The organism is Streptomyces montanus, from assembly GCF_005786655.1.
Taxonomy (GTDB): Bacteria; Actinomycetota; Actinomycetes; order Streptomycetales; family Streptomycetaceae; genus Streptomyces; species Streptomyces sporangiiformans.
On sequence record NZ_VBZC01000008.1, the window covers coordinates 1 to 21,247 of the forward strand.

Consider the following 21,247-nt stretch of genomic DNA (forward strand, 5'->3'; position numbering starts at 1 on the left):
GGCCGCGTCCCCGGCCACATCCCCGGCCGCCGCCCGCGCGGCGGCCCGCGCCCGGCGCCGGTTCAGCGGCGCGGCCAGCGCGGTCAGCACGATGAACGCCCCGATGGTCAGCAGAACGATCGTCGCCCCGGGCGGCACGTCCTGGTAGTACGACGTCACCGTGCCGCCGATCGCCACGCTCACCCCGAGTGCCATCGCGATGGCGAAGGTGGCCGCGAAGCTGCGGCTCAGCTGCTGCGCCGCCGCGACTGGCACCACCATCAGCGCCGAGACCAGGAGCAGGCCGACCACCCGCATGGCGACGGTCACCGTGACGGCCGCCGTGACCGCCGTGAGCAGGTTGAGGGCCCGGACCGGCAGACCGGTCACCCGCGCGAACTCCTCGTCCTGGCTGACCGCGAACAGCTGCCGGCGCAGGCCGAGGGTGACAAGGACGACGAAGGCCGCGAGCAGGCAGATCGCCGTCACGTCCGACTCCGACACCGTCGACAACGACCCGAACAGGTACGACGTCAGGTTCGCGTTCGAGCCGCCCGGCGCGAGGTTGATGAGCATCACGCCGCCCGCCATTCCACCGTAGAACAGCATCGCGAGCGCGATGTCGCCGCGCGTCCTGCCGTACCAGCGGATCAGCTCCATGAGGACCGCGCCGAGGACCGAGACGGCCGTCGCCATCCACACGGGGGAGGTGGAGAGGAGGAAGCCGAGGCCCACTCCCGTCATCGCCACGTGCCCGATGCCGTCGCCCATCAGGGCCTGGCGGCGCTGTACGAGGTAGATGCCGACGGCGGGCGCGGTGATGCCGACGAGTACGGCGGCGAGCAGGGCCCGCTGCATGAAGGCGTAGTCGAGGATGTCCATCAGCTCAGCAGTCCCGTCCGGAGGGGTTCGGCGTCGTGAGCCGCGTGTGGGTGTACGTGATCGTGGCCGGGCAGCGCGTGCTGGCCCACGGCGGCCGGGGGCGGGCCGTCGTGCAGTACGCAACCGTCGCGCAGGACGACCGCACGGTCGATCAGCGGCTCCAGGGGGCCCAGTTCGTGCAGGACGAGGAGGACGGAAGTGCCCTGCGCGACCTGCCCCCGCAGGGTCTCGGCGAGTACCTCCTGGCTGGCGAGGTCCACGCCCGCCATCGGCTCGTCCATGATCAGGAGTTCCGGCTGGGCGGCGAGGGCGCGTGCGATGAGTACGCGCTGGTGCTGGCCGCCGGAGAGGGCGTCCACGGAGTCCTTGGCGCGGTCCGCCATGCCGACCAGTTCGATGGCTTGGCGGACCGCCTCGCGGTCGGCCTTGCGCAGGATCCCGAAGCGGGCGCGGGACAGCCGCCCCGACGACACCACCTCGGTCACCGTCGCGGGCACCCCGCCGGCGGCGGTCGTGCGCTGCGGTACGTATCCCACGCGCGCCCAGTCGCGGAAACGGCGCCGGGGCGTGCCGAAGAGTTCGATCTCGCCGCCGGTGACCGGGACCTGGCCGATGACCGTGCGGACGGCCGTGGACTTGCCGGAGCCGTTGGCACCGAGCAGCGCGACGACCTCACCGCGGCGCACGGTGAGGTCGATGCCCCGCAGAACGGGACGCGAGCCGAGCTCGGCCGTCACACCACGCAGGGATATGACGGGCTCCCTCGCGCCGGGCTCGCTCGTGGCGAGGTGGGCCACGGCGGGCTCCGTCGTACCGCGCGTGGCCGTGCCGGGCTCGGCCACGGCGGACTCGGCCGTGCGGGACTCGGCCGAGCGGGACTCTGCCGTGCCGGGCTCGGCCGTCGCGGGCTCGGTCGTGGCGGGCTCTGGCTTCATGCCGACGTCCTCCGCTGGGTGGTCATTTGGCGCCGAGTGCCGACTGCAGCGCCTTGAGGTTGGACTCCATGACCGCGATGTAGTCGTCGCCCCTGGACTTCTCGGTGATGCCCTCGATCGGGTCGAGCACATCCGTCCTGAGGTTCGCGTCCTTGGCGATGGTCTTCGCGGTCTTGTCGCTGACGAGGGTCTCGTAGAAGACCGTGGAGACGCCGTCGGCCTTCGCCATCTTCTCAAGGTCCTTGACGCGGCCGGCACTGGGCTCGCTCTCCGGGTCCAGGCCGTTGATGGCCTCCTCGGTGAGGCCGTAGCGCTCGGCGAGGTAGCCGAAGGCGGCGTGCGTGGTGATGAAGACCTTCGTCTTCGTGTTCCTGAGCCCGTCCTTGTACTGCGTGTCGAGGTCGTTCAGCTTCTTCACCAGCGCCGCGGTGTTCTTCTTGTACGTCGCGGCGTGGTCCGGGTCGGCCTTCTCGAAGGCCTTGCCGACGCCCTCGGCGACCTCGGCGTACTTCACCGGGTCCAGCCAGAGGTGCGGGTCCTTGCCGTGCTCTTCCTCGCCCTCGTGCGCGTCGTGCTCGGCCGCGTGGCCGCCGACCTCGTTGCCGTGCTCCTCCAGGCTGGTCAGCGTGGCCGCGTCGATCTTCGTCCCGACCTCGGACTGAGCCACGGCCTCGTCGACGGTGGGCTGCAGGTTCTTCAGGTAGAGGACCGCGTCCGCCTCCTGGAGCTGCGCGGTCTGTTTGGCGCTGATCTCCAGGTCGTGCGGCTCCTGGCCGGGCTCGGTCAGTGTGGTCACACTGACGTCGTCGCCGCCTATCTGCTCCGCGAGGTACTGCATCGGATAGAACGACGCCACGACGTCGAGCTTCCCGCTGCTGTTGCCGCTCGCGGCGGACGAGTCGGAGGAGCAGGCGGAGAGGGCGAGGAGGGCGAGGGCGCTGGCCGCCGCGACCGCCGCGGTACCTGCGGTGTCTATTCGAGAAGCGGCGAGGCGCCGTCGTACGTTCATGACACCCATTTTCAACAAAACTGGAAACGATTGTCAACAAGCGCCTGGGTTGTCCCGTACCAGCCCCCTCCCCCCGAACCGATTTGATCCGGGGGGAGGGACCGCCGGTAATCTGAAGCATTCGCTCCTGAAGCAATCGCTTCGTCGCCGTCGTCGTAATGAAGAGAGCACCGTGGCCGCCGACAAGATCGACACCATCGTCAGCCTGAGCAAGCGCCGTGGCTTCGTCTACCCGTGCAGTGAGATCTACGGCGGTCAGCGTGCCGCCTGGGACTACGGGCCGCTGGGTGTCGAGCTCAAGGAGAACCTCAAGCGCCAATGGTGGCGCTACATGGTGACGTCGCGCGAGGACGTCGTCGGTATCGACTCGTCCGTGATCCTGGCGACGGAGGTGTGGGTGGCCTCCGGTCACGTCGCCACCTTCACCGACCCGCTCACCGAGTGCACCTCCTGTCACAAGCGCTTCCGCGCGGACCACCTGGAGGAGGCGTACGAGGCCAAGCACGGCAGGCTGCCCGAGAACGGCCTGGCCGACGTCAACTGCCCGCACTGCGGCAACAAGGGCCAGTTCACCGAGCCCAAGCAGTTCTCCGGCCTCCTCTCCACGCATCTCGGCCCCACGCAGGACAGCGGCTCCATCGCGTACCTGCGCCCCGAGACCGCGCAGGGTATCTTCACCAACTTCGCCCAGGTGCAGCAGACTTCGCGCCGCAAGCCGCCGTTCGGCATCGCGCAGATGGGCAAGTCCTTCCGGAACGAGATCACTCCGGGCAACTTCATCTTCCGTACCCGCGAGTTCGAGCAGATGGAGATGGAGTTCTTCGTCAAGCCGGGCGAGGACGAGAAGTGGCACGAGTACTGGATGGAGCAGCGCTGGAACTGGTACACGGGCCTGGGCATGCGCGAGGAGAACATGCGCTGGTTCGAGCACCCGCAGGAGAAGCTCTCCCACTACTCCAAGCGCACCGCCGACATCGAGTACCGCTTCCAGTTCGGCGGCAACGAGTGGGGTGAGCTGGAGGGCGTCGCGAACCGGACCGACTACGACCTCGGCGCCCACTCGAAGGCCTCCGGCCAGGACCTCTCCTACTTCGACCAGGAGGCCGGCGAGCGCTGGACTCCGTACGTCATCGAGCCCGCGGCCGGTGTCGGCCGCGCGATGCTCGCGTTCCTGCTGGACGCCTACGTCGAGGACGAGGCGCCCAACGCCAAGGGCAAGATGGAGAAGCGCACGGTGCTGCGCCTCGACCCGCGCCTCGCGCCGGTCAAGGTCGCCGTGCTGCCGCTGTCCCGGAACCCGGAGCTGTCCCCGAAGGCCAAGGGCCTGGCGTCGGCGCTGCGCCAGCACTGGAACATCGAGTTCGACGACGCCGGCGCGATCGGCCGCCGCTACCGGCGCCAGGACGAGATCGGTACGCCGTACTGCGTGACCGTCGACTTCGACACGCTGGACGACGACGCGGTGACCGTGCGCGAGCGGGACTCGATGAAGCAGGAGCGGGTTTCCCTCGACCAGATCGAGGGCTACCTGGCCGGGCGGCTCATCGGCTGCTAGTCGCTCCGCGGGACGGGCGTCTGCCTGGCTGGTCCGGTTGTGTGGCTGCGGGTTGAGCGTGGCTGGTCGCGCAGTTCCCCGCGCCCCAGGGGCCGCGCCCCTCAGTGGGGCGCGGCCCCTTTGCAATACCCCGGTTCTGTTACGTCCGTAATGAACGTAACAGAACCGGGGTTTTCGCAATCCAGGGCGCAAACCGCTCCGAAGGGGAGGTCATACGCGGCCCGCAGGGGGCGGGGCGCGGAAACCTCACGGGGGCAACATGCGCAAGCAAGCAGTTATCGGCGTGGCCACCATGGCGCTCGCCATCGGAACCGTCGGCTATGTCGCGGCGAGTGACGGCGAGCAGCGGACCGGATCGGCCTCTTCACCCTCTTCGTCCTCTTCGGCTGCTTCGGCTCCTTCGGCCTCGGCGATCGAGGCCAAGGGCGGAGCCGGAGCGGGGCTGTCGCGGGCGGCGGGCGACCGGCTCAGTGCCATAGGGCTCACCGAGGACCAGCGGCTCGTCCGCTTCCGCACGGATCAGCCGGGCCGCACGCTCCCGCTCGGCAAGGTGAGCGGCCTCAAGGGCGACCGCAAGCTGGTCGGCATCGACTACCGCGTACAGAACAACAAGCTCTACGGCGTCGGCGACCGCGGCGGCATCTACACCCTCCGCGAGATCGGCGCCAAGGCCACCAAGGTGTCCCAGCTGAGCGCGGCCCTGCAGGGCAGCTCCTTCGGTGTCGACTTCAACCCGGCCGCCAACCGGCTGCGGATCATCAGCGACACAGGCCAGAACCTCCGCCACAACATCGACGACCCGGCCGGGGCTCCCGCGGCCGGCACCACCGCGGTCGACGGCACGCTCACCAATCCGCCGGTCCCGCCCGCCACGGTCGGCGCCACGGCCCGGGGGGTGACCGGAGCCGCGTACACGAACAACGACCTCTCCGCGGCGACCGCCACCACCCTCTTCGACCTCGACACGGCCCTCGACCAGATCTCCGTCCAGTCCCCGGCCAACGCCGGGAACCTCGCCCCCACCGGCAAGTTGGGGGTCGACGCCGGGCCGAACGCGGGCTTCGACATCCACACGTCGGCACGGTCCGGCACGAACACCGGGTACGCCGTCCTGCGCGTCGGTGGCGCACAGCGGCTGTACCGGGTGGACCTGCTGAGCGGTTCGGTGACCCTCGGCGGAACCTTCGACAGCCGTCGAACGGTCATGGATCTGGCGCTGCCGCCGCGCCAGGGCTGAGTCCGGCTCAGATCGCTCTCCGGCCGCCGCGCAGGCGTTGTCGCGGCGGCCGGTTCACCATCGCGGCCATGTCGGCCCGGGCGCCGCGGCTCCGGTGACGACGGCTCCGTCATCCATCGGTCGGATCCACGGTCGCCTGGTGCTCCTCCGCCAGGTGCTCCTCCGCCTTCAGCCAGGGGAGGAACTGGGCGCTCTGCCGCCAGCCGCATGTGTCGCATCTGATGGTGCGCTGCACGCCGGAGCGCTGCACGCGGACGATGTGCTCGCGGCCGTGTTGGTCCCAGCGGCTTACCTTGCTCTTGTTGATCTGCAGCATGACGCCTCCTCGTGTCGGGTGGCTCGCAGCAAGGAGTGTGCAGCAAGACCAACATCAACAGGGAAACTTGTGAGGAGACTTGGGCTCATGAGGTTGGTGGGTCAGTTGATCGTGCGGGGCAGACGCAGGCTCAGCAGCGTGGTCAGGGCGATACCCGCCAGCTGCACCAGGAGCGTTGTGACCAGGGCGTCGCGCATGCCCATGCCGGGGATCAGGGCGAGGAAGAGGGAGCCGAGAGTGGCGACGCCCAGCGCCAGGGCCGACTGCTGGGCGGTGATCATGACGCCGCTGCCGACTCCGGCCCGGGCGGGCGGGACCTCGGAGAGGATGACGCGGAAGACGATGGGGAGTTGGAGCGCCTGACCCGCACCGGCGACGGCCGCGCCCGGCAGCAGTTCCGCCACGCCCAGGTCCGGCCAGGAGCGCTGGGCCGCGAGGACGATAAGGGCCACACCGACCGCCTGGACGAGGCCACCGACGGTCACGACGCGCGTGCCGTACCGGGTGACGAGCCGCGCACCACAGAGGGAGACGACGAAGAAGCTCACCGCCATCGGCGCCAGCGCGAGCCCGGCCGTGACCGGCCCGAGTCCCGCACCTTGCTGCAGCGCCACCGCGATCACGAACATGAAACCGCTGAAGCCGATCGAGAACGGCAGGATCATCGCGAGCCCCCGCCGCAGGGACGTCAGCGCGAACAGGCTCGGCGGGACCAGGGGCGTACGGCCCTGGCGGTCCGCCCGGCGCTCGACGAGGTAGAAGGCGGCCGCGGCGAAGGGGAACGCCGCCAGCGCCGGCCACGTCCACAGCGGCCAGCCCGCAGCCCGGCCCTCGGTCAGGGGTACCAGCAACGTCAGCAGCGACACGGCGAGCAGCACCGTGCCGGGGCCGTCCACCGGCTCCGGGTGCTGCGAGCGGGTCTCGGGGACAGCACGTGCGGCGAGGACCAGGCCGACCAGCACCACCGGCACGTTCACCAGGAACACCGAGCGCCATTCCGTGCCCGCGATGTTCGCCGCGATCAGGACGCCGCCGAGGATCTGGCCGGCGACCATGGAGAGCCCGGCTGTCGCGCCGTACAGGCCCATCGCCCTGGCGCGGCGCGGCCCTTGGGTCGCCGACTGGATGGTGGCGAGGACCTGGGGGAGCATCACCGCGGCCGCCGCGCCCTGTGCGACGCGCGCCGCCACCAGCGTCCAGGCGGTCGGCGCCAGGCCGCACGCCAGCGAGGTCAGCCCGAAGGCCGCCATACCGGCGAGGAAGAGGCGGCGCCGGCCGAACATGTCGCCGAGCCGTCCGCCCAGGACCAGGAGAACGGCGTACGAGACTCCGTACCCGGCGATGACGAGTTCCAGGACCGCCTCGCTCGCGGACAGGTCCCGTTCGATCGTCGGCAGGGCGACGTTGACGATGAAGAAGTCGATGAGGGGGAGTGCCGCGCCGAGCAGCACGGTGAACAGCCCGATACCGCCGAGCACGGGTGGGGCGGTCGGGGAGCGGGTGGCCTTGCGGTCCACGGTTCTGGTGTCGGTCACATGTCAGAGCCTCGGACAACTCCCAGACGGGTACCAGAGTCTTCTTATCCTGGTAGCAGCAGTACCTGGCAACAGGCTTGGCGGGACGGCACGCTGGAGGCATGACGAGCGTCACGAGCATGGTCGCCCACGAAGCGGAGATACGGGAGGCCGGCGAGGAGAAGGAGGCGGTGGTGCGGCGGCACGAGCTCGCCGCCTTCCTGCGCCACCGTCGCGAGCACATCACCCCCGAGCAGGTCGGCCTGCCGCGTGGCCGCCGTCGGCGCACGCCGGGGCTGCGCCGCGAGGAGGTGGCGCAGCTCTCCGCGGTCGGCGTCACCTGGTACACCTGGCTGGAGCAGGCCCGGGACATCCAGGTCTCCGTGCAGGTACTCGACGCCCTCGCCCGCACGCTGATGCTCGACGGCAGTGAGCGCGCCCACCTCTTCCAGCTGGCCGGAGCCGTGGACCCCTCGCCCGCCGCGAGCTGCCCATCGATCACGCCCGCGCTGCGTACCCTTCTCGAACAGTTGGAGCCGGTGCCGGCCTGCGTGCAGAACAGCCGGTACGACATCCTCGCGTACAACCGCACCTACGGGCTGTTGCTGTGCGACCTCGAGGCCGTACCGCCCGAGGACCGCAACTGCCTGATCCTGTCCTGCACCAACGAGGCATGGCGGTCCTCACTCGTGCAGCCGGACGAGGTCCTGCGGATCATGGCCGCCAAGTTCCGTGCCGCGATGGCCGGTCATCTCGCCGAGCCCGCCTGGAAGATGCTGCTCAAGCGGCTGCGGACCGATTCCCCGCAGTTCCGGGAGGTCTGGGAGCGGCACGAGGTCGTCACCGCGAGCGGCAAACGCAAGGAGTTCGTCAACGCTCATGTCGGCCTGCTCACCGTCGACCACACCGACCTGTGGCTGGGCCCGGAGTCCGGCCCGCGCATCGTGACGTACCCACCGGCCGACGAGGAGTCCCGCGAGCGCATGGAGAAGCTGCACGCGATCGCTCTCGCGCGGGTCTAGATGTGTTGTCCCGGGACGTTGTCCCGGGACGTTGTCCCGGGACGTTGTCCCGGGACGTTGGTGACGGGCGACACGGGCCCTAGACGCCCGCCGCCTCCTTGATCTCCGCCGACTCCAGCCGCTCGGCCGTGCGTTCGGCGGTGCGGCGGGCCCAGGGGCCGCTGCTGAGCGCGCCCACGACGAGGACCGCGAGGCCGCAGGCCGCGATGATCCACCAGCCGGGGCGGGCGGCCGACACGAAGACGTCCCGGTACGCGGAGGAGCCCACTCCCGAGGCCAGTACCGCGCCGATCACGGCGACACCCAGGGTCTGGCCGATCTGCCGGCTGGTGGAGGCGACGGCGGCGGCGACACCGGCCTGGGCGCGGGGCATGCCGGAGACGGCGGTGTTGGTGATGGGCGCGTTGACGAAGCCGAAGCCGAGGCCGAAGAGGACGTACCCGATGGCGAGCGTGACGTTCGCGGTCTCGGCCTCGAAGGCGGCGAAGAGCACACCGCTCGCGGTCATCGCCACCCCGGCCACGAGGAGTGAGAGGCGGGGGCCGCGGCTGCCGACCAGTCGGCCGGACAGCGGGCCGCAGACGAACGTCATGGCCGCCATGGGGAGCATCCATACGCCCGTCTCGAGGGCGGTCAGGCCCCGTACGTTCTGCAGATAGAGCGTGGAGAGGAAGAGGAAGCCGCCGAGCGCCGCGAACGCGCTGACCGCGACGACCGTGGCTCCGCTGAAGGGCGCCGAGCGGAAGAAACGCAGGTCGATGAGCGGTTCGGCGCGGCGGGGTTCGTACCACAGCAGGCTCAGCAGGGCGGCCATGGCCAGGGCGGCGAAGGCGGCGACCTTGAGGGCGCCCGAGGTGGGCGCCTCGATGATCGCGTACGTGAGGGAGCCGAGCAGCGCGATCACCAGGAGCTGGCCCACCGGGTCCGGGCGGCGGGCCTTCGGCGCACGCGACTCGGGGACGTACCGGAAGGTGAGGAGGAGCGCGGCCAGGCCCACCGGGAGGTTGAGCCAGAAGATCGAACGCCAGCCGACCGAGTCCACGAGGAGGCCGCCGACCAGAGGACCGGCGGCCATCGATATGCCGACGACACCGCCCCAGAGGCCGATCGCGCGGGCGCGCTCGCGCGGGTCGGTGAAGGTGTTGGTGATGATCGACATCGCGACGGGGTTGAGCATCGAACCGCCCACCGCCTGCACCATGCGGAACGCGATGAGCGATTCGAGGTTCGGAGCGAGAGAGCACAGGGCCGAGCCGATCGTGAAGACGACCAGGCCTGCCATGAAGACCCGTTTGCGGCCGATGCGGTCGGCCGTCGAACCCGCGAGCATCAGCAGCGAGGCGAGCACCAGCGTGTACGCGTCGATCGTCCACTGAAGGCCGGCCACGCTCGCGTGCAGTTCGTTCTGCATCGAGGGCAGGGCGACATTCAGGACGGTGTTGTCGAGGCTCACGATCAGCAGGCTCATGCAGCAGATCGCGAGCACGAGTATGCGTCGGCGGTGGCTCAGCTCGGGCATTGCCCCATCGTACGCCAACTCCATAGTGTTGCTAACTAACGACTGTGGCTCGTGCTCGTCGGCATGCGTGACAATGGGGGAATGCCCACGTCCACAACTCCGGTGAACTCCACGCTGTCGATCGGTCCGCACACGGTGCAGCCGCCCGTCGTGCTCGCGCCCATGGCCGGGATCACGAACGCGCCCTTCCGCACGCTGTGCCGGGAATTCGCCGGAGGCGACGGCTGGGGGCTCGGGGGTTATCCCCCGAAGAATGCAGCCAGTGGTGGCAAGGGCTTGTTCGTCAGCGAGATGATCACCACGCGGGCGCTGGTCGAGCGCAACGAGAAGACCATGCAGCTGATCCACTTCGACGCCTCGGAGACGCCGCGGTCGATCCAGCTGTACGGCGTCGATCCGGCGACCGTCGGCAAGGCCGTCCGCATGATCGCCGAGGAGGATCTCGCCGACCACATCGACCTCAACTTCGGTTGCCCGGTGCCCAAGGTGACGCGCAAGGGCGGCGGGTCGGCGCTCCCGTACAAGCGGCACCTGCTGCGGGCGATCCTGCGCGAGGCGGTGAGCGGGGCGGGCGACCTCCCGGTCACGATGAAGATGCGCAAGGGCATCGACGACGACCACATCACGTACCTGGACGCCGGACGGATCGCCGTCGAGGAGGGCGTGACGGCGATCGCGCTGCACGGCAGGACGGCCGCGCAGCACTACGGCGGCACGGCGGACTGGGACGCGATCGCCCGCCTCAGGGAGCACGTGCCCGAGATTCCGGTGCTCGGCAACGGAGACATCTGGTCGGCCGGGGACGCGGTGCGGATGGTGCGCGAGACCGGGTGCGACGGGGTGGTCGTGGGACGTGGCTGCCTCGGCCGCCCCTGGCTGTTCGCGGATCTGGTGGCGGCGTTCGAAGGACGTACGGAGGCCACCGCCCGCCCCACGCTCCGTGAGGTGGCGGCCGTCATGGTCCGGCACGCGACCCTGCTGGGCGAGTGGATCGGTGACGAGGCACGCGGCGTCATCGACTTCCGCAAGCACGTGGCCTGGTACCTGAAGGGGTTCGCGGTCGGCTCGGAGATGCGCAAGCGCCTCGCGATCACCTCCTCGCTGGCCGAACTCCGGGCCGGGCTGGACGAGTTGGACCTCGACCAACCGTGGCCGACGGACGCGGACGGCCCGCGCGGCCGGACTTCGGGCAACAACCGAGTGGTCCTCCCGGACGGCTGGCTCAAGGACCCGTACGACTGCGCGGGGATCAGCGAAGAGGCGGAGCTGGACACGTCCGGGGGTTAACTTGGCTCCGCGCCCGTACCCGCGCCCCGTCAGGGGCGCGGGGAACTGCGCGACCAGCCACGAACGGCCCGCAGCCGCGCACCGACATGTAGCCCCGAGCTCTCAGGCCCCACCCACAGCCGTAAGCAACGCCAAAGGAGCCGCCGCAGAGCGGGACTCCCGCACGCAAGCGTGCGGATAAGGCACCGGCTCCCGATGGGAATCGCGGCCGTAGCCCGCGAGAACCTCCGGGAGCCGATGCCCGGCAGCCGTCGCGGCGTCGACGAGCGCATGGGCCACCGTGCGCGCCTCGTCGTGGAGCCCGTACCGCGCCAACCCCAGCGCGATCAGCGCGTTGTCGTGGGGCCAGACAGACCCCCGGTGGTACGACAGCGGATGGTACGCGGGCTGGCCGGAGGCAATCGTGCGGACGCCCCAGCCCGAGAAGAAGTCCGGTTCGAGGAGGCGGCGGCCGACCAGTTCACCGAACTCCTTGTCCAGCAGGCCCGACCAGAGCAGATGGCCCGCGTCGGAGGCGAGGGCGTCCACGTGGTTGCCGTCACCGTCCAGCGCCAGCGCCGGGAAGGAGCGGTCCGCCATCCAGAAGTCCCGCTGGAAGCGGTCGCGCAAATCGCTCGCGGCCTGTTCGAGGAGGGCCGCGTAGACCTCGTCCGCCCACACCGTGCGGGCCAGCTGCGCGGTGCGGCGCAGGGCGTCGTACGCGTACCCTTGCGCACCCGCGGCCGTCACCGGGCCGGTGGCGCGGCTGCCGTCGGCCGAGCAGATGGAGCCGGGGGAGTCCTTCCAGTTCTGGTTGGCGAGGCCGCCCTCGTCCGCACGGTAGACCAGGTAGCCGCGCGAGGTGAGGCCGCCGTGATCCAGCATCCAGCCGACCGCCGCGCGGGCGTGGGGCTCCAGGCGGCGGGCCAGGTCCACATCACCGGTCTGCTCGACGTACGCGCCGAGGACGACCAGGAACAGCGGGGTCGCGTCGACCGAGCCGTAGTAACGCCCGTACGGCACCTGATCGAAGTGCGCCAGCTCGCCGTGCCGCACCTCGTGCACGATCTTGCCCGGCTGGGCCACCGCGCCCGTACCGGCCTCGGTCGCCTGGGTCGCGGCGAGCGCGGGCAGGGTGGCGGCGGCGAGCTCCGGGCGGTAGGGGAGCGCGAAGAGGGAGGTGAGGAGGGCGTCACGGCCCAACAGCGTCAGGAACCACGGGACTCCGGCCGCCGGGACGCGGAGGTCCTCACCGTCGGGGCCCGTCGCCGGGACCTGCAGGACCGCCAGGTCGGACAGGCCCCGCGCGCAGGCCGCGGCCAGCTCCGGCCAGCCCGTCGGGAAGGGCACGCCGTGCGCGAACTCGTCCTCCAGCGCCAGGAGCCGCTCGTTCACCGCGGACGGGGAGAGGGGCATCTCCGGATGCGGGGTGCCGTGCGGGCGGGCCGCGACCCGGAGTGCCAGCTCGGCCGAACCGTGCGGTTCGAGGTCCAGGGACCAGACCAGGCGGCGGGCGCCCGTGCCGGTCTCCTCGACGCCGTCCGGCGCCGGCTCGGAGGTGACGGTCGTCGAGGAGTGCCACTCCCCGCGCTGGTAGCCGAACTCCACGCCGTCGTCCAGGACTTGGCGGGAGCGGGTGGCACCGATCTTGGTGTACGTACGGTGGTCCGAGCGCAGCTCGAACTGGTCCGTGAAGTCGGCGTCCGCGGTCACCGCGATGTGGACCGTGGTCGGTACGGGGCGGTTGCTGGTGACGCGCAGCACCTCCACGAACGCGCCGTCCGCGACGGCCTGTTCCCGGAAGAGCGTGTACGCGGGCGGCTCCTGACGGCCGCCGCGCGGTACGAGGACGCAGCGTGCGGTGTCGCCGTCGGCGACCGGGGTGAGGGTCTCGGGCACGGCGCCGTCGACGGTGAGCTGCCAGCGGCTGAGGTGGCGGGCGTCCTGGACGAACAGCCCGTCCGGGGAACTGCCGCCGCGCACCCCGCTGATGTCGCCGCTGTCTCCCACGGCCGCGAACGTCCCGCCGCGTACGAGCAGATGCTGCCGGTCCGTCATGCCCGGTTCCCTCCCTTGTCCCTCATGCCGTCCAACCCATCGATGCCGCCTATGCCGTCCATGTCGTCCATGCCGAACGTGTTGAACGTGTCGATGCCCACCGGGGACAGTCCCGGTCCCGGTGGCTCGTGGAGCAGGTCGAGCGTGAGCGCGGCGGTCCAGCTGAAGCCGAGCGCCCCGCAGGCCTCGCCGGTGTACGGGTCGACGTACTCCGCGAACTCGGACCCGCCCGCCGTGTCCAGCAGCGCGGCCCGCAACGCGTCCGCCCGCGCGTGCTCCCCGTGCAGCCGCAGCCCGCGCTCCAGCAGCCAGTTGGTGTTGAACCAGGCCGGCCCGCGCCAGTAGCGGTGCGGATCGAAGGCCTCCCCGGTGAGGTCGTAGCTCGGTACGAGCCGGGCGGGGCCCCCGAGCCCGAAGTGCGGCCCGCTCGCCGTACGGACGAGCGCGGTGGCGGTTTCGCGGGACAGGGTCGGCAGCAGCAGGGGGATCAGCCCGGAGACACTGCGCTCGGGGATGAGAGCCCCGCTCTCCCCGCCGCCGTACACGTCCCGGCAGAAGAACATCCCCTCCGCCGGATCCCACAGCCGGTCCACCAGCGCCGCCGTCAGCCGCTCGGCGCGCGCGTGGCGGGCCGAGCCCGTGGCGCCGAGCTCCTCGGCGATGCGGGCGAGCGCGTGCTCGGAGGCGATCAGCAGCGCGTTGAAGGCAGGGTCCTCCACCGCGAACGAGCCCCGGCCGTCCGCGTATCCCTGGTCCCGGTAGTCCGTCGCCAGACGCACGTACCGCCCGTAGTCCAGGTCCGTCGGCCGGTCCTCGGCTGCGCCGTGGTCCAGGTCGGCGCGGCGGAAGGAGCGGGCCGGGGCCGGTGTGATGCGGGAGAGCGGGGCGTCCCAGCATGGGGAGTTGTCCATGCCCTGCTCCCAGGGGTGGACCACCGAGGCCAGGCCGCCGCCGCCCAGGTCACGGCGGTGCAGCAGGTAGCGGTGCCAGGCGGCCAGGCGCGGGTGGACCCGGGCCAGGAAACCGCGCGCCCGGGACAGCCCGGGGTCGGCCCGGTGGACCAGCCACGCGGCCAGCGCGTGCACCGGTGGCTGCACGATGCCGGACGTCTGTACGGTGCGCGGGGCGCCCGCGGCGCGCCCCGCGGTGGAGGAGCGCCAGAAGTCGGGGCTCGGGAAGTACGCGTCGAGCGGGACGGAGGGGTTGAACACGATGTGCGGGATCCGGCCGTCGCCCCACTGTGCGCCCAGCAGCGTCTCCAGCTCCACCTGCGCCCGCAGGGGCGACAGATGGCGCAGCCCGATCGCGATGAACGCGGAGTCCCAGGACCACTGGTGGGGGTACAGGTCACGCGAAGGCACCGTGGACGCGCCGGTCCAGTTGTCGTGCAGCACCCGGGCCGCGCTGAGGTGCAGCGACCGGGCTCCGACCGCTCCGGGAGGGCCGGGACGGGCGGGACGTCCTGGACGGGCCGGATCGTATACGGCCGTCCCGGCGCGACGGGCGGTGAGCTGGGGCGAGCGGTCCACTCAGGTCTCCACGAAGACTGGTCCGGCCAGTTCGGCAGTATCTGGCTTAGAGTTACGTCTATTTAACACGCAAAACCCAATATGTAATGCAGGATTGAGGAACGCAAGAGGGTGTCCATGGTGTCCATGACCGGAAGCGCCGGGAGGACCGGAATGGCTGGACGGGCCGGGAGGACCGGAAGTCAGGCGAGCGCCGGCGACCTTCTGGAGCTGGTGCGGAGCGGGCGCGCCACCACGCGTGGTGCGTTGCAGCAGGTCACCGGGTTGTCCCGGGCCACGGTCGGTCAGCGGCTCGACCGGCTCTTCCGTGCGGGCTGGCTGCGCGAGGGTGCCGCGGGCCCGGTGGACTCACCGCTCGGCGGCCGCCCCTCGGTCCGACTTGAGTTCGACGACGCCCACGCCGTCGTACTCGCCGCCGACCTCGACACCCGGCACGCGCGCGCCGCGGTCCTCTCGCTCACCGGCGAGCCGCTGGCCGAGCACACGGGGCCGATGCTCATCGAGGACGGGCCGGACGTGGTCCTCGGTGAACTCGGCCGCTGGTTCGGCGAGTTGCTGGAGAAGGCCGGGCGCGCGGCGCACGAGGTGTGCGGGATCGGGCTCGCGGTGCCCGGCCCGGTCGACAGCGACACCGGGCGCGTCGTCCAGCCTCCGATCATGCCCGGCTGGGACGGCTATGACATAAGAGTCCGCCTCGCTCGCGCCTTCGCCGAGCACACGGGCGCGGCTCCGGTGCCGGTCCTCGTGGACAACGACGCCAACCTCATGGCGTACGGAGAACAGCGATCCGGTCACCCGGACTGTTCGGCCTTCGTCCTGGTCAAGGTCTCCACCGGTATCGGGGCGGGCGTCGTGGTCGACGGCGCGATCTATCGGGGCATCGACGGAGGCGCCGGGGACATCGGGCACATACGGGTGCCGGAGGGCGCCGACGCGCTGTGCAGGTGCGGCTCCTACGGCTGTCTGGCCGCCCTCGCCAGCGGTGGCGCCGTGGCGCGGCGGCTCGCGGAGACCGGGGTGCCGGCGGCCTCCGGCTCCGATGTGCGGGATCTGCTGACCGCGGGGCACCCGGGGGCGGCCGCGCTCGCGCGAGAGGCCGGGCGGTGTGTGGGTGAGGTCCTGGCGACCGTGGTGACGCTGCTCAACCCCGGGGTGCTGATGATCGCGGGAGATCTGGCCGGAACGCCGTTTCTGACGGGCGTGCGCGAACTGCTCTACCAGCGTGCCCTGCCCCGCTCCACCGCTCATCTGGACGTGGTCACCGCACGGCTCGGCGAGCGGGCGGGGCTGGTGGGGGCGGGTGATCTGGTTGTGGAGCACCTGTACGCGCCCGAGCGGGTCGAGGAGCGGCTGCTGGCGATGGGTGTGTGATGTCTCGTCTGTGAAGCGGTCCGTGAACGCGTCCGCATAGTGAAATCCATCCGCCCCGCACGGCGTGATTCTTGCCACCCTTGATAAGGGTTGCGCTCAGATGAGCGGATCTTGGGCGGCTGCACTTCTCCAAACTGTGGCACTCAGTGCCACCCTTTGATCATTCACGACTCGAACTCAAACGTAGAAAGCATCGCTCATGTGAGCGCTTCTGGGGGTTTCTGGGCCTCTGCTCGTTCGGGAAGTGAAAACACGCCGCCTCGGCTTATTGCCAGCCTTTGACATTCGATCTGGGGGCGGACGAGTGGTTACAACCGTATGACGCGCAAGTGGACGTACCGAGGTACCTTCGATCTGGGTATGTTCCTCGCCGTCAGGGCAGCCACCGCGTCCTCGAGGGAGTCGAGACCGTGTCGGAAAACAAAGATCCCCACGTAACTGAGAGCGGCGACGAGGGCGTGAAGTTCGTTTACGACTTCACCGAGGGCAACAAGGACCTCAAAGACCTCCTTGGTGGCAAGGGTGCCAACCTCGCCGAGATGACCAACCTGGGCCTTCCCGTCCCTCCGGGCTTCACGATCACCACCGAGGCCTGCAAGACGTACCTCGACAGCGGCGAGGAGCCGGCGGCACTGCGTGACGAGGTGAGCGCGCACCTCGACGCGCTCGAGAAGGAGATGGGCAAGAAGCTCGGGCAGGCCGACAACCCCCTGCTCGTATCGGTCCGTTCGGGCGCGAAGTTCTCGATGCCGGGCATGATGGACACCGTCCTGAACATCGGGCTCTCCGACAAGTCCGTGCAGGGGCTGGCCAAGCAGTCCGGTGACGACCGCTTCGCCTGGGACTCGTACCGCCGTCTCATCCAGATGTTCGGCAAGACCGTCCTCGGCGTCGACGGCGACCTCTTCGAGGACGCGCTGGAGGCGGCGAAGAAGTCCAAGAAGGTCACGGTCGACACCGAGCTGGAAGCGGCCGACCTGAAGAAGCTCGTCACCAAGTTCAAGAAGATCGTCAAGTCCGAGGCCGGGCGCGACTTTCCGCAGGACCCGCGCGAGCAGATGGACCTCGCCATCAAGGCGGTCTTCGACTCGTGGAACGGCGACCGCGCGAAGCTGTACCGCCGCCAGGAGCGCATCCCGCACGACCTCGGCACCGCCGTCAACATCTGCTCGATGGTCTTCGGCAACCTCGGCCCGGACTCCGGTACGGGCGTGGCCTTCACCCGTGACCCGGCCTCCGGCCACCAGGGCGTGTACGGCGACTACCTGCAGAACGCGCAGGGCGAAGACGTGGTCGCCGGCATCCGCAACACCGTGCCGCTCGCCGATCTGGAGAAGATCGACAAGAAATCGTACGACCAGCTGATGCACATCATGGAGACCTTGGAGAACCACTACAAGGATCTCTGCGACATCGAATTCACCATCGAGCGCGGCCAGTTGTGGATGCTCCAGACGCGGGTCGGCAAGCGGACGGCCGGGGCCGCCTTCCGTATCGCCACCCAGCTCGTCGACCAGGGACTCATCGACGAGGCCGAGGCGCTGCAGCGCGTCACCGGAGCCCAACTCGCGCAGCTGATGTTCCCGCGCTTCGACGAAGAGGCGGAGGCCCACCAGATCGGCAGGGGCATCGCCGCCTCCCCGGGCGCGGCGGTCGGCAAGGCGGTCTTCGACTCCTACACCGCGATCAAGTGGTCGCGTTCGGGGGAGAAGGTCATCCTGATCCGCCGCGAGACGAACCCGGACGACCTCGACGGCATGATCGCGGCCGAGGGCATCCTGACCTCGCGCGGCGGCAAGACCTCGCACGCCGCCGTGGTCGCCCGCGGCATGGGCAAGACCTGCGTGTGCGGTGCCGAGGAGCTCGAAGTCGACACCAAGCGGCGCCGGCTGACGGTGAACGGCACCGTCGTCGAAGAGGGCGACGTCGTGTCGATCGACGGCTCCAGCGGCAAGGTGTACCTCGGTGAGGTCCCGGTCGTCCCGTCCCCGGTCGTCGAGTACTTCGAGGGCCGGATGCACGCGGGCGCCGACGACGCCGACGAGCTGGTCGCCGCCGTCCACCGGATCATGGCGTACGCGGACCGGGTGCGCCGGCTGCGGGTGCGCGCCAACGCCGACAACGCCGAGGACGCGCTGCGCGCCCGTCGCTTCGGAGCTCAGGGCATCGGCCTGTGCCGCACCGAGCACATGTTCCTCGGCGACCGCCGCGAACTCGTGGAGCGCCTGATCCTCGCCGACACCGAAACCGAGCGCGAGGACTCCCTGAAGCAGCTGCTTCCGCTGCAGAAGCGGGACTTCGTCGAGCTGTTCGAGGCGATGGACGGACTGCCGGTGACGGTCCGCCTCCTGGACCCGCCGCTGCACGAGTTCCTGCCGGACGTCACGGAGCTGTCGGTACGCGTGGCTCTGGCGGAGTCCCGCAAGGACCCCAACGAGAACGACCTGCGTCTGCTCCAGGCCGTGCACCGGCTGCACGAGCAGAACCCGATGCTGGGCCTGCGGGGTGTGCGTCTGGGGCTGGTGATCCCGGGCCTGTTCACCATGCAGGTACGGGCGATCGCCGAGGCGGCCGCCGAGCGCAAGAACGCCAAGGGCGACCCCCGCGCCGAGATCATGATCCCGCTCGTGGGCACCGTCCAGGAGCTGGAGATCGTGCGCGACGAGGCGGAGCAGGTCATCGCGGAGGTGGAGCAGGCCACGGGCGTCCGCCTGAAACTGGCGCTCGGCACGATGATCGAGCTGCCGCGCGCCGCGCTGACCGCCGGTCAGATCGCCGAGGCCGCCGAGTTCTTCTCCTTCGGCACGAACGACCTCACGCAGACGGTCTGGGGCTTCTCGCGCGACGACGTCGAGGCCTCGTTCTTCACCGCCTACCTGGAGAAGGGCATCTTCGGCGTCTCCCCGTTCGAGACGATCGACAAGGACGGCGTGGGCTCCCTGGTGAAGTCCGCGGCGGACGCGGGCCGCGCGACCCGGCCCGACCTGAAACTCGGCGTCTGCGGCGAGCACGGCGGCGACCCGGAGTCGGTCCACTTCTTCCACGAGGTGGGGCTCGACTACGTCTCCTGCTCCCCGTTCCGGATCCCGGTGGCCCGCCTGGAGGCCGGCCGCGCGGCCTCCAACTCGAAGGGCAGCGACCACCGCTGACCCGGGCCGGGCCCAGCGACCACCGCTAGCCCGGCGCACACCACCGGAACCGCCGTCGGTCACCACTACCCTCACCGACACGGCGGCGGCTCCGGCGCCCAGAGAAAAGGGGCGGTGCCTGTGCGGAGGCGCCGCCCCTTTGGCGTAGGTCGTACGCCTCCGCTGTCAGGTGTCCGGGCTCAGATGTCGCAGGCGACGCCGTCGCCGTCGCGGTCCAGGTGGGAGGCGTAGCCGGGCTCGCCACGATGGATGGGGGCGGCGCCGGCGGCCCGCACTTCGCTGCAGTTCCCGTAGTAGACGCTGCTGCCGCCGGAGTCGCTGCCGCTGTCGTCGGATCCGCCGCCCGCCGCGGGCTGGGCGGTGACGGTCCTGGTGACCTTGACGGTCTTCGTGGCGGTGACGGTGGGCGCGGGCTCGCTCTCCGCGAGTGCTGTCGCTGTCGCTGTCACGGTCGCGGTCGCCGTGGCCGTGACGGTCGCCGTCGGCCGTGCCTTGTCTGCCGCCGGTTCCGCGTCGGCCGTCGTGCCCTCGCCACCGGTGCCGGCGCCCACGCCGATGAAGAAGGCCAGCCCGAGCGCGGGGAGCAGGTACCGCTTCCGCGCCCATCTGGGGGCCGGCCGGACGGTCTGCGGCATGGGTGGCGGTGTGTACGGGTTGGTCATGTCGTCCCCCCAAAGGTGTTGCGTGAGGGGATGACCGTAATGCCGGGCGGCAAGATGTGTGGGGGATGTGACCATCCTGTAACTGCTGTGTGGTGGAGTGCAGTAGTGTGCCTGGCCGCGCGAGTCGGGGTCGGTCGTTGAAAGCGTGGCGATCGGATCAGCTCGTTGTCTCGTGCCGCCCTGATCCCAGGAGCTGGTCGATGTGATGGTCCAGCACGCTTCCGGCGGCATCCGGCGAGCGATATCCGAGGGCGACGTCCACCCCGAGGCTTGTGGCGAGTGACCAGCAGATGTCGGCGTCGGTGTGCTCTTCGCCGCGTGGCTCGCCGCCCCGTTCCTGCCGGGCTGCGGTGATGAGCCCGGCGGTGAAGGAGAGCAGTTCATCGTCGCCTGGAGCCAGGACCCGCGCCATCGTCGGGTCGGAGACCGCCCGTCCCGCCACCGCCAGGGAGAACCGCATGAGTCGCATGCTCTCCTCGTCAGGGCTGACAAGGGCGTGGAGGCATGCGCGGAGCAGGGCTTCCGGGCTCGTCGCGCCGGCCGACTTGACGGCACTCTCGATGCTCGCGTTCACCGCCTGGACCGCCCGGTCGAGCGCGTCGCGGACCAGGGCCTGCATCGAAGGGTAGTAGTGCTGCACCTGCCCCATGGAGACGCCCGCTTCATCCGCGACCTTGCGCAGCGTCACCTGCTCGATGCCGCCTCGGACTGCCAGCGCCCAGACTGCTTCGACCAGGCGTTTCCTTCGCTCTTCGTGATCCACGATCTTCGGCATGGCGCCTCCTCTCCCGCCGTTCACAGTGCGATCGCATTGCGACGGTGCTCGCACCGTATTACAGTGCAGTCGCATTGTAACCGCGCGGCGATGACCGCGGAGGTTCCGGGGCTCTCCTGCCGCGGAGCATCCGACGCCGCCAAAGAGGTTTTGAGCCCCGGAGGGCATCACGTGAAGTACGACCTTCTGCAGACCCTTGGTGTCGCGCTCTTAGTCCTGGGGGCACAGGGCGCGATCCGCCAGCTCGTCGACCACGGCAACGCCGGCCTACTCGGCTGGCTGCCAGGCGGATTCGCAGCCAGCATTACGGTCTACGTTCTCGCCGTCGCCCTCGGCGCAGTCGTTGCGGGCTGGGCCCGCGGTAAAGCGAGGACGGTTGGTCGCAGCGGCTGACGGGCAATACGGCGAGCACGTGCCGCCCTCTCTCTGTGTCGCGCCGACAGCTCGTAGGCTGAGAGCCACCCGTTCG

General features: G+C 70.3%; 17 protein-coding genes. 7 read left to right on the forward strand and 10 right to left on the reverse strand.

What is annotated here, in order from left to right:
- From FE633_RS08635 to FE633_RS08645, 3 genes are all read right to left on the reverse strand, one after another.
- Positions 1-861, reverse strand: an 861-nt coding sequence (locus tag FE633_RS08635) for a metal ABC transporter permease (protein WP_138044519.1), incomplete at its 3' end; no start/stop codon positions are given.
- The gene (locus FE633_RS08640; protein WP_246113510.1) at positions 861-1,796 is read right to left on the reverse strand and encodes a metal ABC transporter ATP-binding protein; all 936 of its coding nucleotides are present in this window, start codon (positions 1,794-1,796) and stop codon (positions 861-863) included. The genes FE633_RS08640 and FE633_RS08635, both read right to left, overlap by 1 nt.
- Positions 1,797-1,818: 22 nt before the next feature.
- Positions 1,819-2,805, reverse strand: a complete 987-nt coding sequence (locus FE633_RS08645; RefSeq protein WP_138044520.1) for a metal ABC transporter solute-binding protein, Zn/Mn family — start codon at positions 2,803-2,805, stop codon at positions 1,819-1,821.
- Positions 2,806-2,977: 172 nt separating this feature from the next.
- Here FE633_RS08645 and FE633_RS08650 point away from each other — a divergent pair, with 172 nt between their 5' ends.
- Positions 2,978-4,360, forward strand: a complete 1,383-nt coding sequence (locus tag FE633_RS08650) for a glycine--tRNA ligase (RefSeq protein ID WP_138044521.1) — start codon at positions 2,978-2,980, stop codon at positions 4,358-4,360.
- Between the two features lie 259 nt (positions 4,361-4,619).
- Complete coding sequence (locus FE633_RS08655; RefSeq protein ID WP_138044522.1) at positions 4,620-5,597, forward strand: DUF4394 domain-containing protein; 978 nt, start codon at positions 4,620-4,622, stop codon at positions 5,595-5,597.
- 109 nt (positions 5,598-5,706) lie between these two features.
- Here FE633_RS08655 and FE633_RS08660 read toward each other — a convergent pair whose 3' ends face one another.
- Both FE633_RS08660 and FE633_RS08665 read right to left on the reverse strand, forming a co-directional pair.
- Positions 5,707-5,913 carry a hypothetical protein gene (locus FE633_RS08660; RefSeq protein ID WP_138044523.1) on the reverse strand — a complete coding sequence of 69 codons (207 nt, stop codon included), beginning with the start codon at positions 5,911-5,913 and terminating at the stop codon, positions 5,707-5,709.
- Between the two features lie 101 nt (positions 5,914-6,014).
- Complete coding sequence (locus FE633_RS08665) at positions 6,015-7,448, reverse strand: MFS transporter (protein ID WP_138044524.1); 1,434 nt, start codon at positions 7,446-7,448, stop codon at positions 6,015-6,017.
- A 119-nt stretch (positions 7,449-7,567) separates the two neighbouring features.
- Between FE633_RS08665 and FE633_RS08670 the strand changes: the two genes are divergently transcribed.
- Positions 7,568-8,449, forward strand: coding sequence for a helix-turn-helix transcriptional regulator (locus FE633_RS08670; protein ID WP_138044687.1), 882 nt, complete (start codon positions 7,568-7,570; stop codon positions 8,447-8,449).
- 79 nt (positions 8,450-8,528) lie between these two features.
- Here FE633_RS08670 and FE633_RS08675 read toward each other — a convergent pair whose 3' ends face one another.
- On the reverse strand, positions 8,529-9,968 hold the full coding sequence (locus tag FE633_RS08675; protein ID WP_138044525.1) for an MFS transporter: 1,440 nt from the start codon (positions 9,966-9,968) through the stop codon (positions 8,529-8,531).
- Positions 9,969-10,049: 81 nt separating this feature from the next.
- On the opposite strand from FE633_RS08675, the gene dusB reads away from it, so the two are divergent.
- Positions 10,050-11,255, forward strand: coding sequence for a tRNA dihydrouridine synthase DusB (dusB, locus tag FE633_RS08680; RefSeq protein WP_138044526.1), 1,206 nt, complete (start codon positions 10,050-10,052; stop codon positions 11,253-11,255).
- A gap of 102 nt (positions 11,256-11,357) precedes the next feature.
- Here dusB and FE633_RS08685 read toward each other — a convergent pair whose 3' ends face one another.
- Entirely contained in the window at positions 11,358-13,292 is a 1,935-nt protein-coding gene (locus FE633_RS08685; RefSeq protein WP_138044527.1) for an amylo-alpha-1,6-glucosidase, read from the reverse strand.
- Positions 13,289-14,821, reverse strand: coding sequence for an MGH1-like glycoside hydrolase domain-containing protein (locus tag FE633_RS08690; protein WP_246113511.1), 1,533 nt, complete (start codon positions 14,819-14,821; stop codon positions 13,289-13,291). Before FE633_RS08690 ends, FE633_RS08685 begins: the two co-directional genes overlap by 4 nt.
- 153 nt (positions 14,822-14,974) lie before the next feature.
- Here FE633_RS08690 and FE633_RS08695 point away from each other — a divergent pair, with 153 nt between their 5' ends.
- Together FE633_RS08695 and ppdK are read left to right on the forward strand one after the other, a co-directional pair.
- A complete protein-coding gene (locus FE633_RS08695; RefSeq protein ID WP_138044528.1) occupies positions 14,975-16,192 on the forward strand; it encodes an ROK family protein in 1,218 nt (405 codons plus the stop codon).
- Positions 16,193-16,602: 410 nt separating this feature from the next.
- A complete protein-coding gene (gene ppdK, locus FE633_RS08700) occupies positions 16,603-19,341 on the forward strand; it encodes a pyruvate, phosphate dikinase (RefSeq protein WP_138044529.1) in 2,739 nt (912 codons plus the stop codon).
- Positions 19,342-19,520: 179 nt separating this feature from the next.
- Here the strand turns inward: ppdK and FE633_RS08705 are convergent, their stop codons facing one another.
- Both FE633_RS08705 and FE633_RS08710 read right to left on the reverse strand, forming a co-directional pair.
- Complete coding sequence (locus FE633_RS08705) at positions 19,521-20,003, reverse strand: excalibur calcium-binding domain-containing protein (RefSeq protein WP_138044530.1); 483 nt, start codon at positions 20,001-20,003, stop codon at positions 19,521-19,523.
- 157 nt (positions 20,004-20,160) lie between these two features.
- Positions 20,161-20,778 (reverse strand): TetR/AcrR family transcriptional regulator, encoded by a 618-nt coding sequence (locus tag FE633_RS08710; protein WP_138044531.1) that lies wholly within the window; start codon positions 20,776-20,778, stop codon positions 20,161-20,163.
- Positions 20,779-20,868: 90 nt separating this feature from the next.
- Here FE633_RS08710 and FE633_RS08715 point away from each other — a divergent pair, with 90 nt between their 5' ends.
- Positions 20,869-21,171 (forward strand): hypothetical protein, encoded by a 303-nt coding sequence (locus FE633_RS08715; RefSeq protein ID WP_246113512.1) that lies wholly within the window; start codon positions 20,869-20,871, stop codon positions 21,169-21,171.
- Positions 21,172-21,247: the final 76 nt, after the last annotated feature.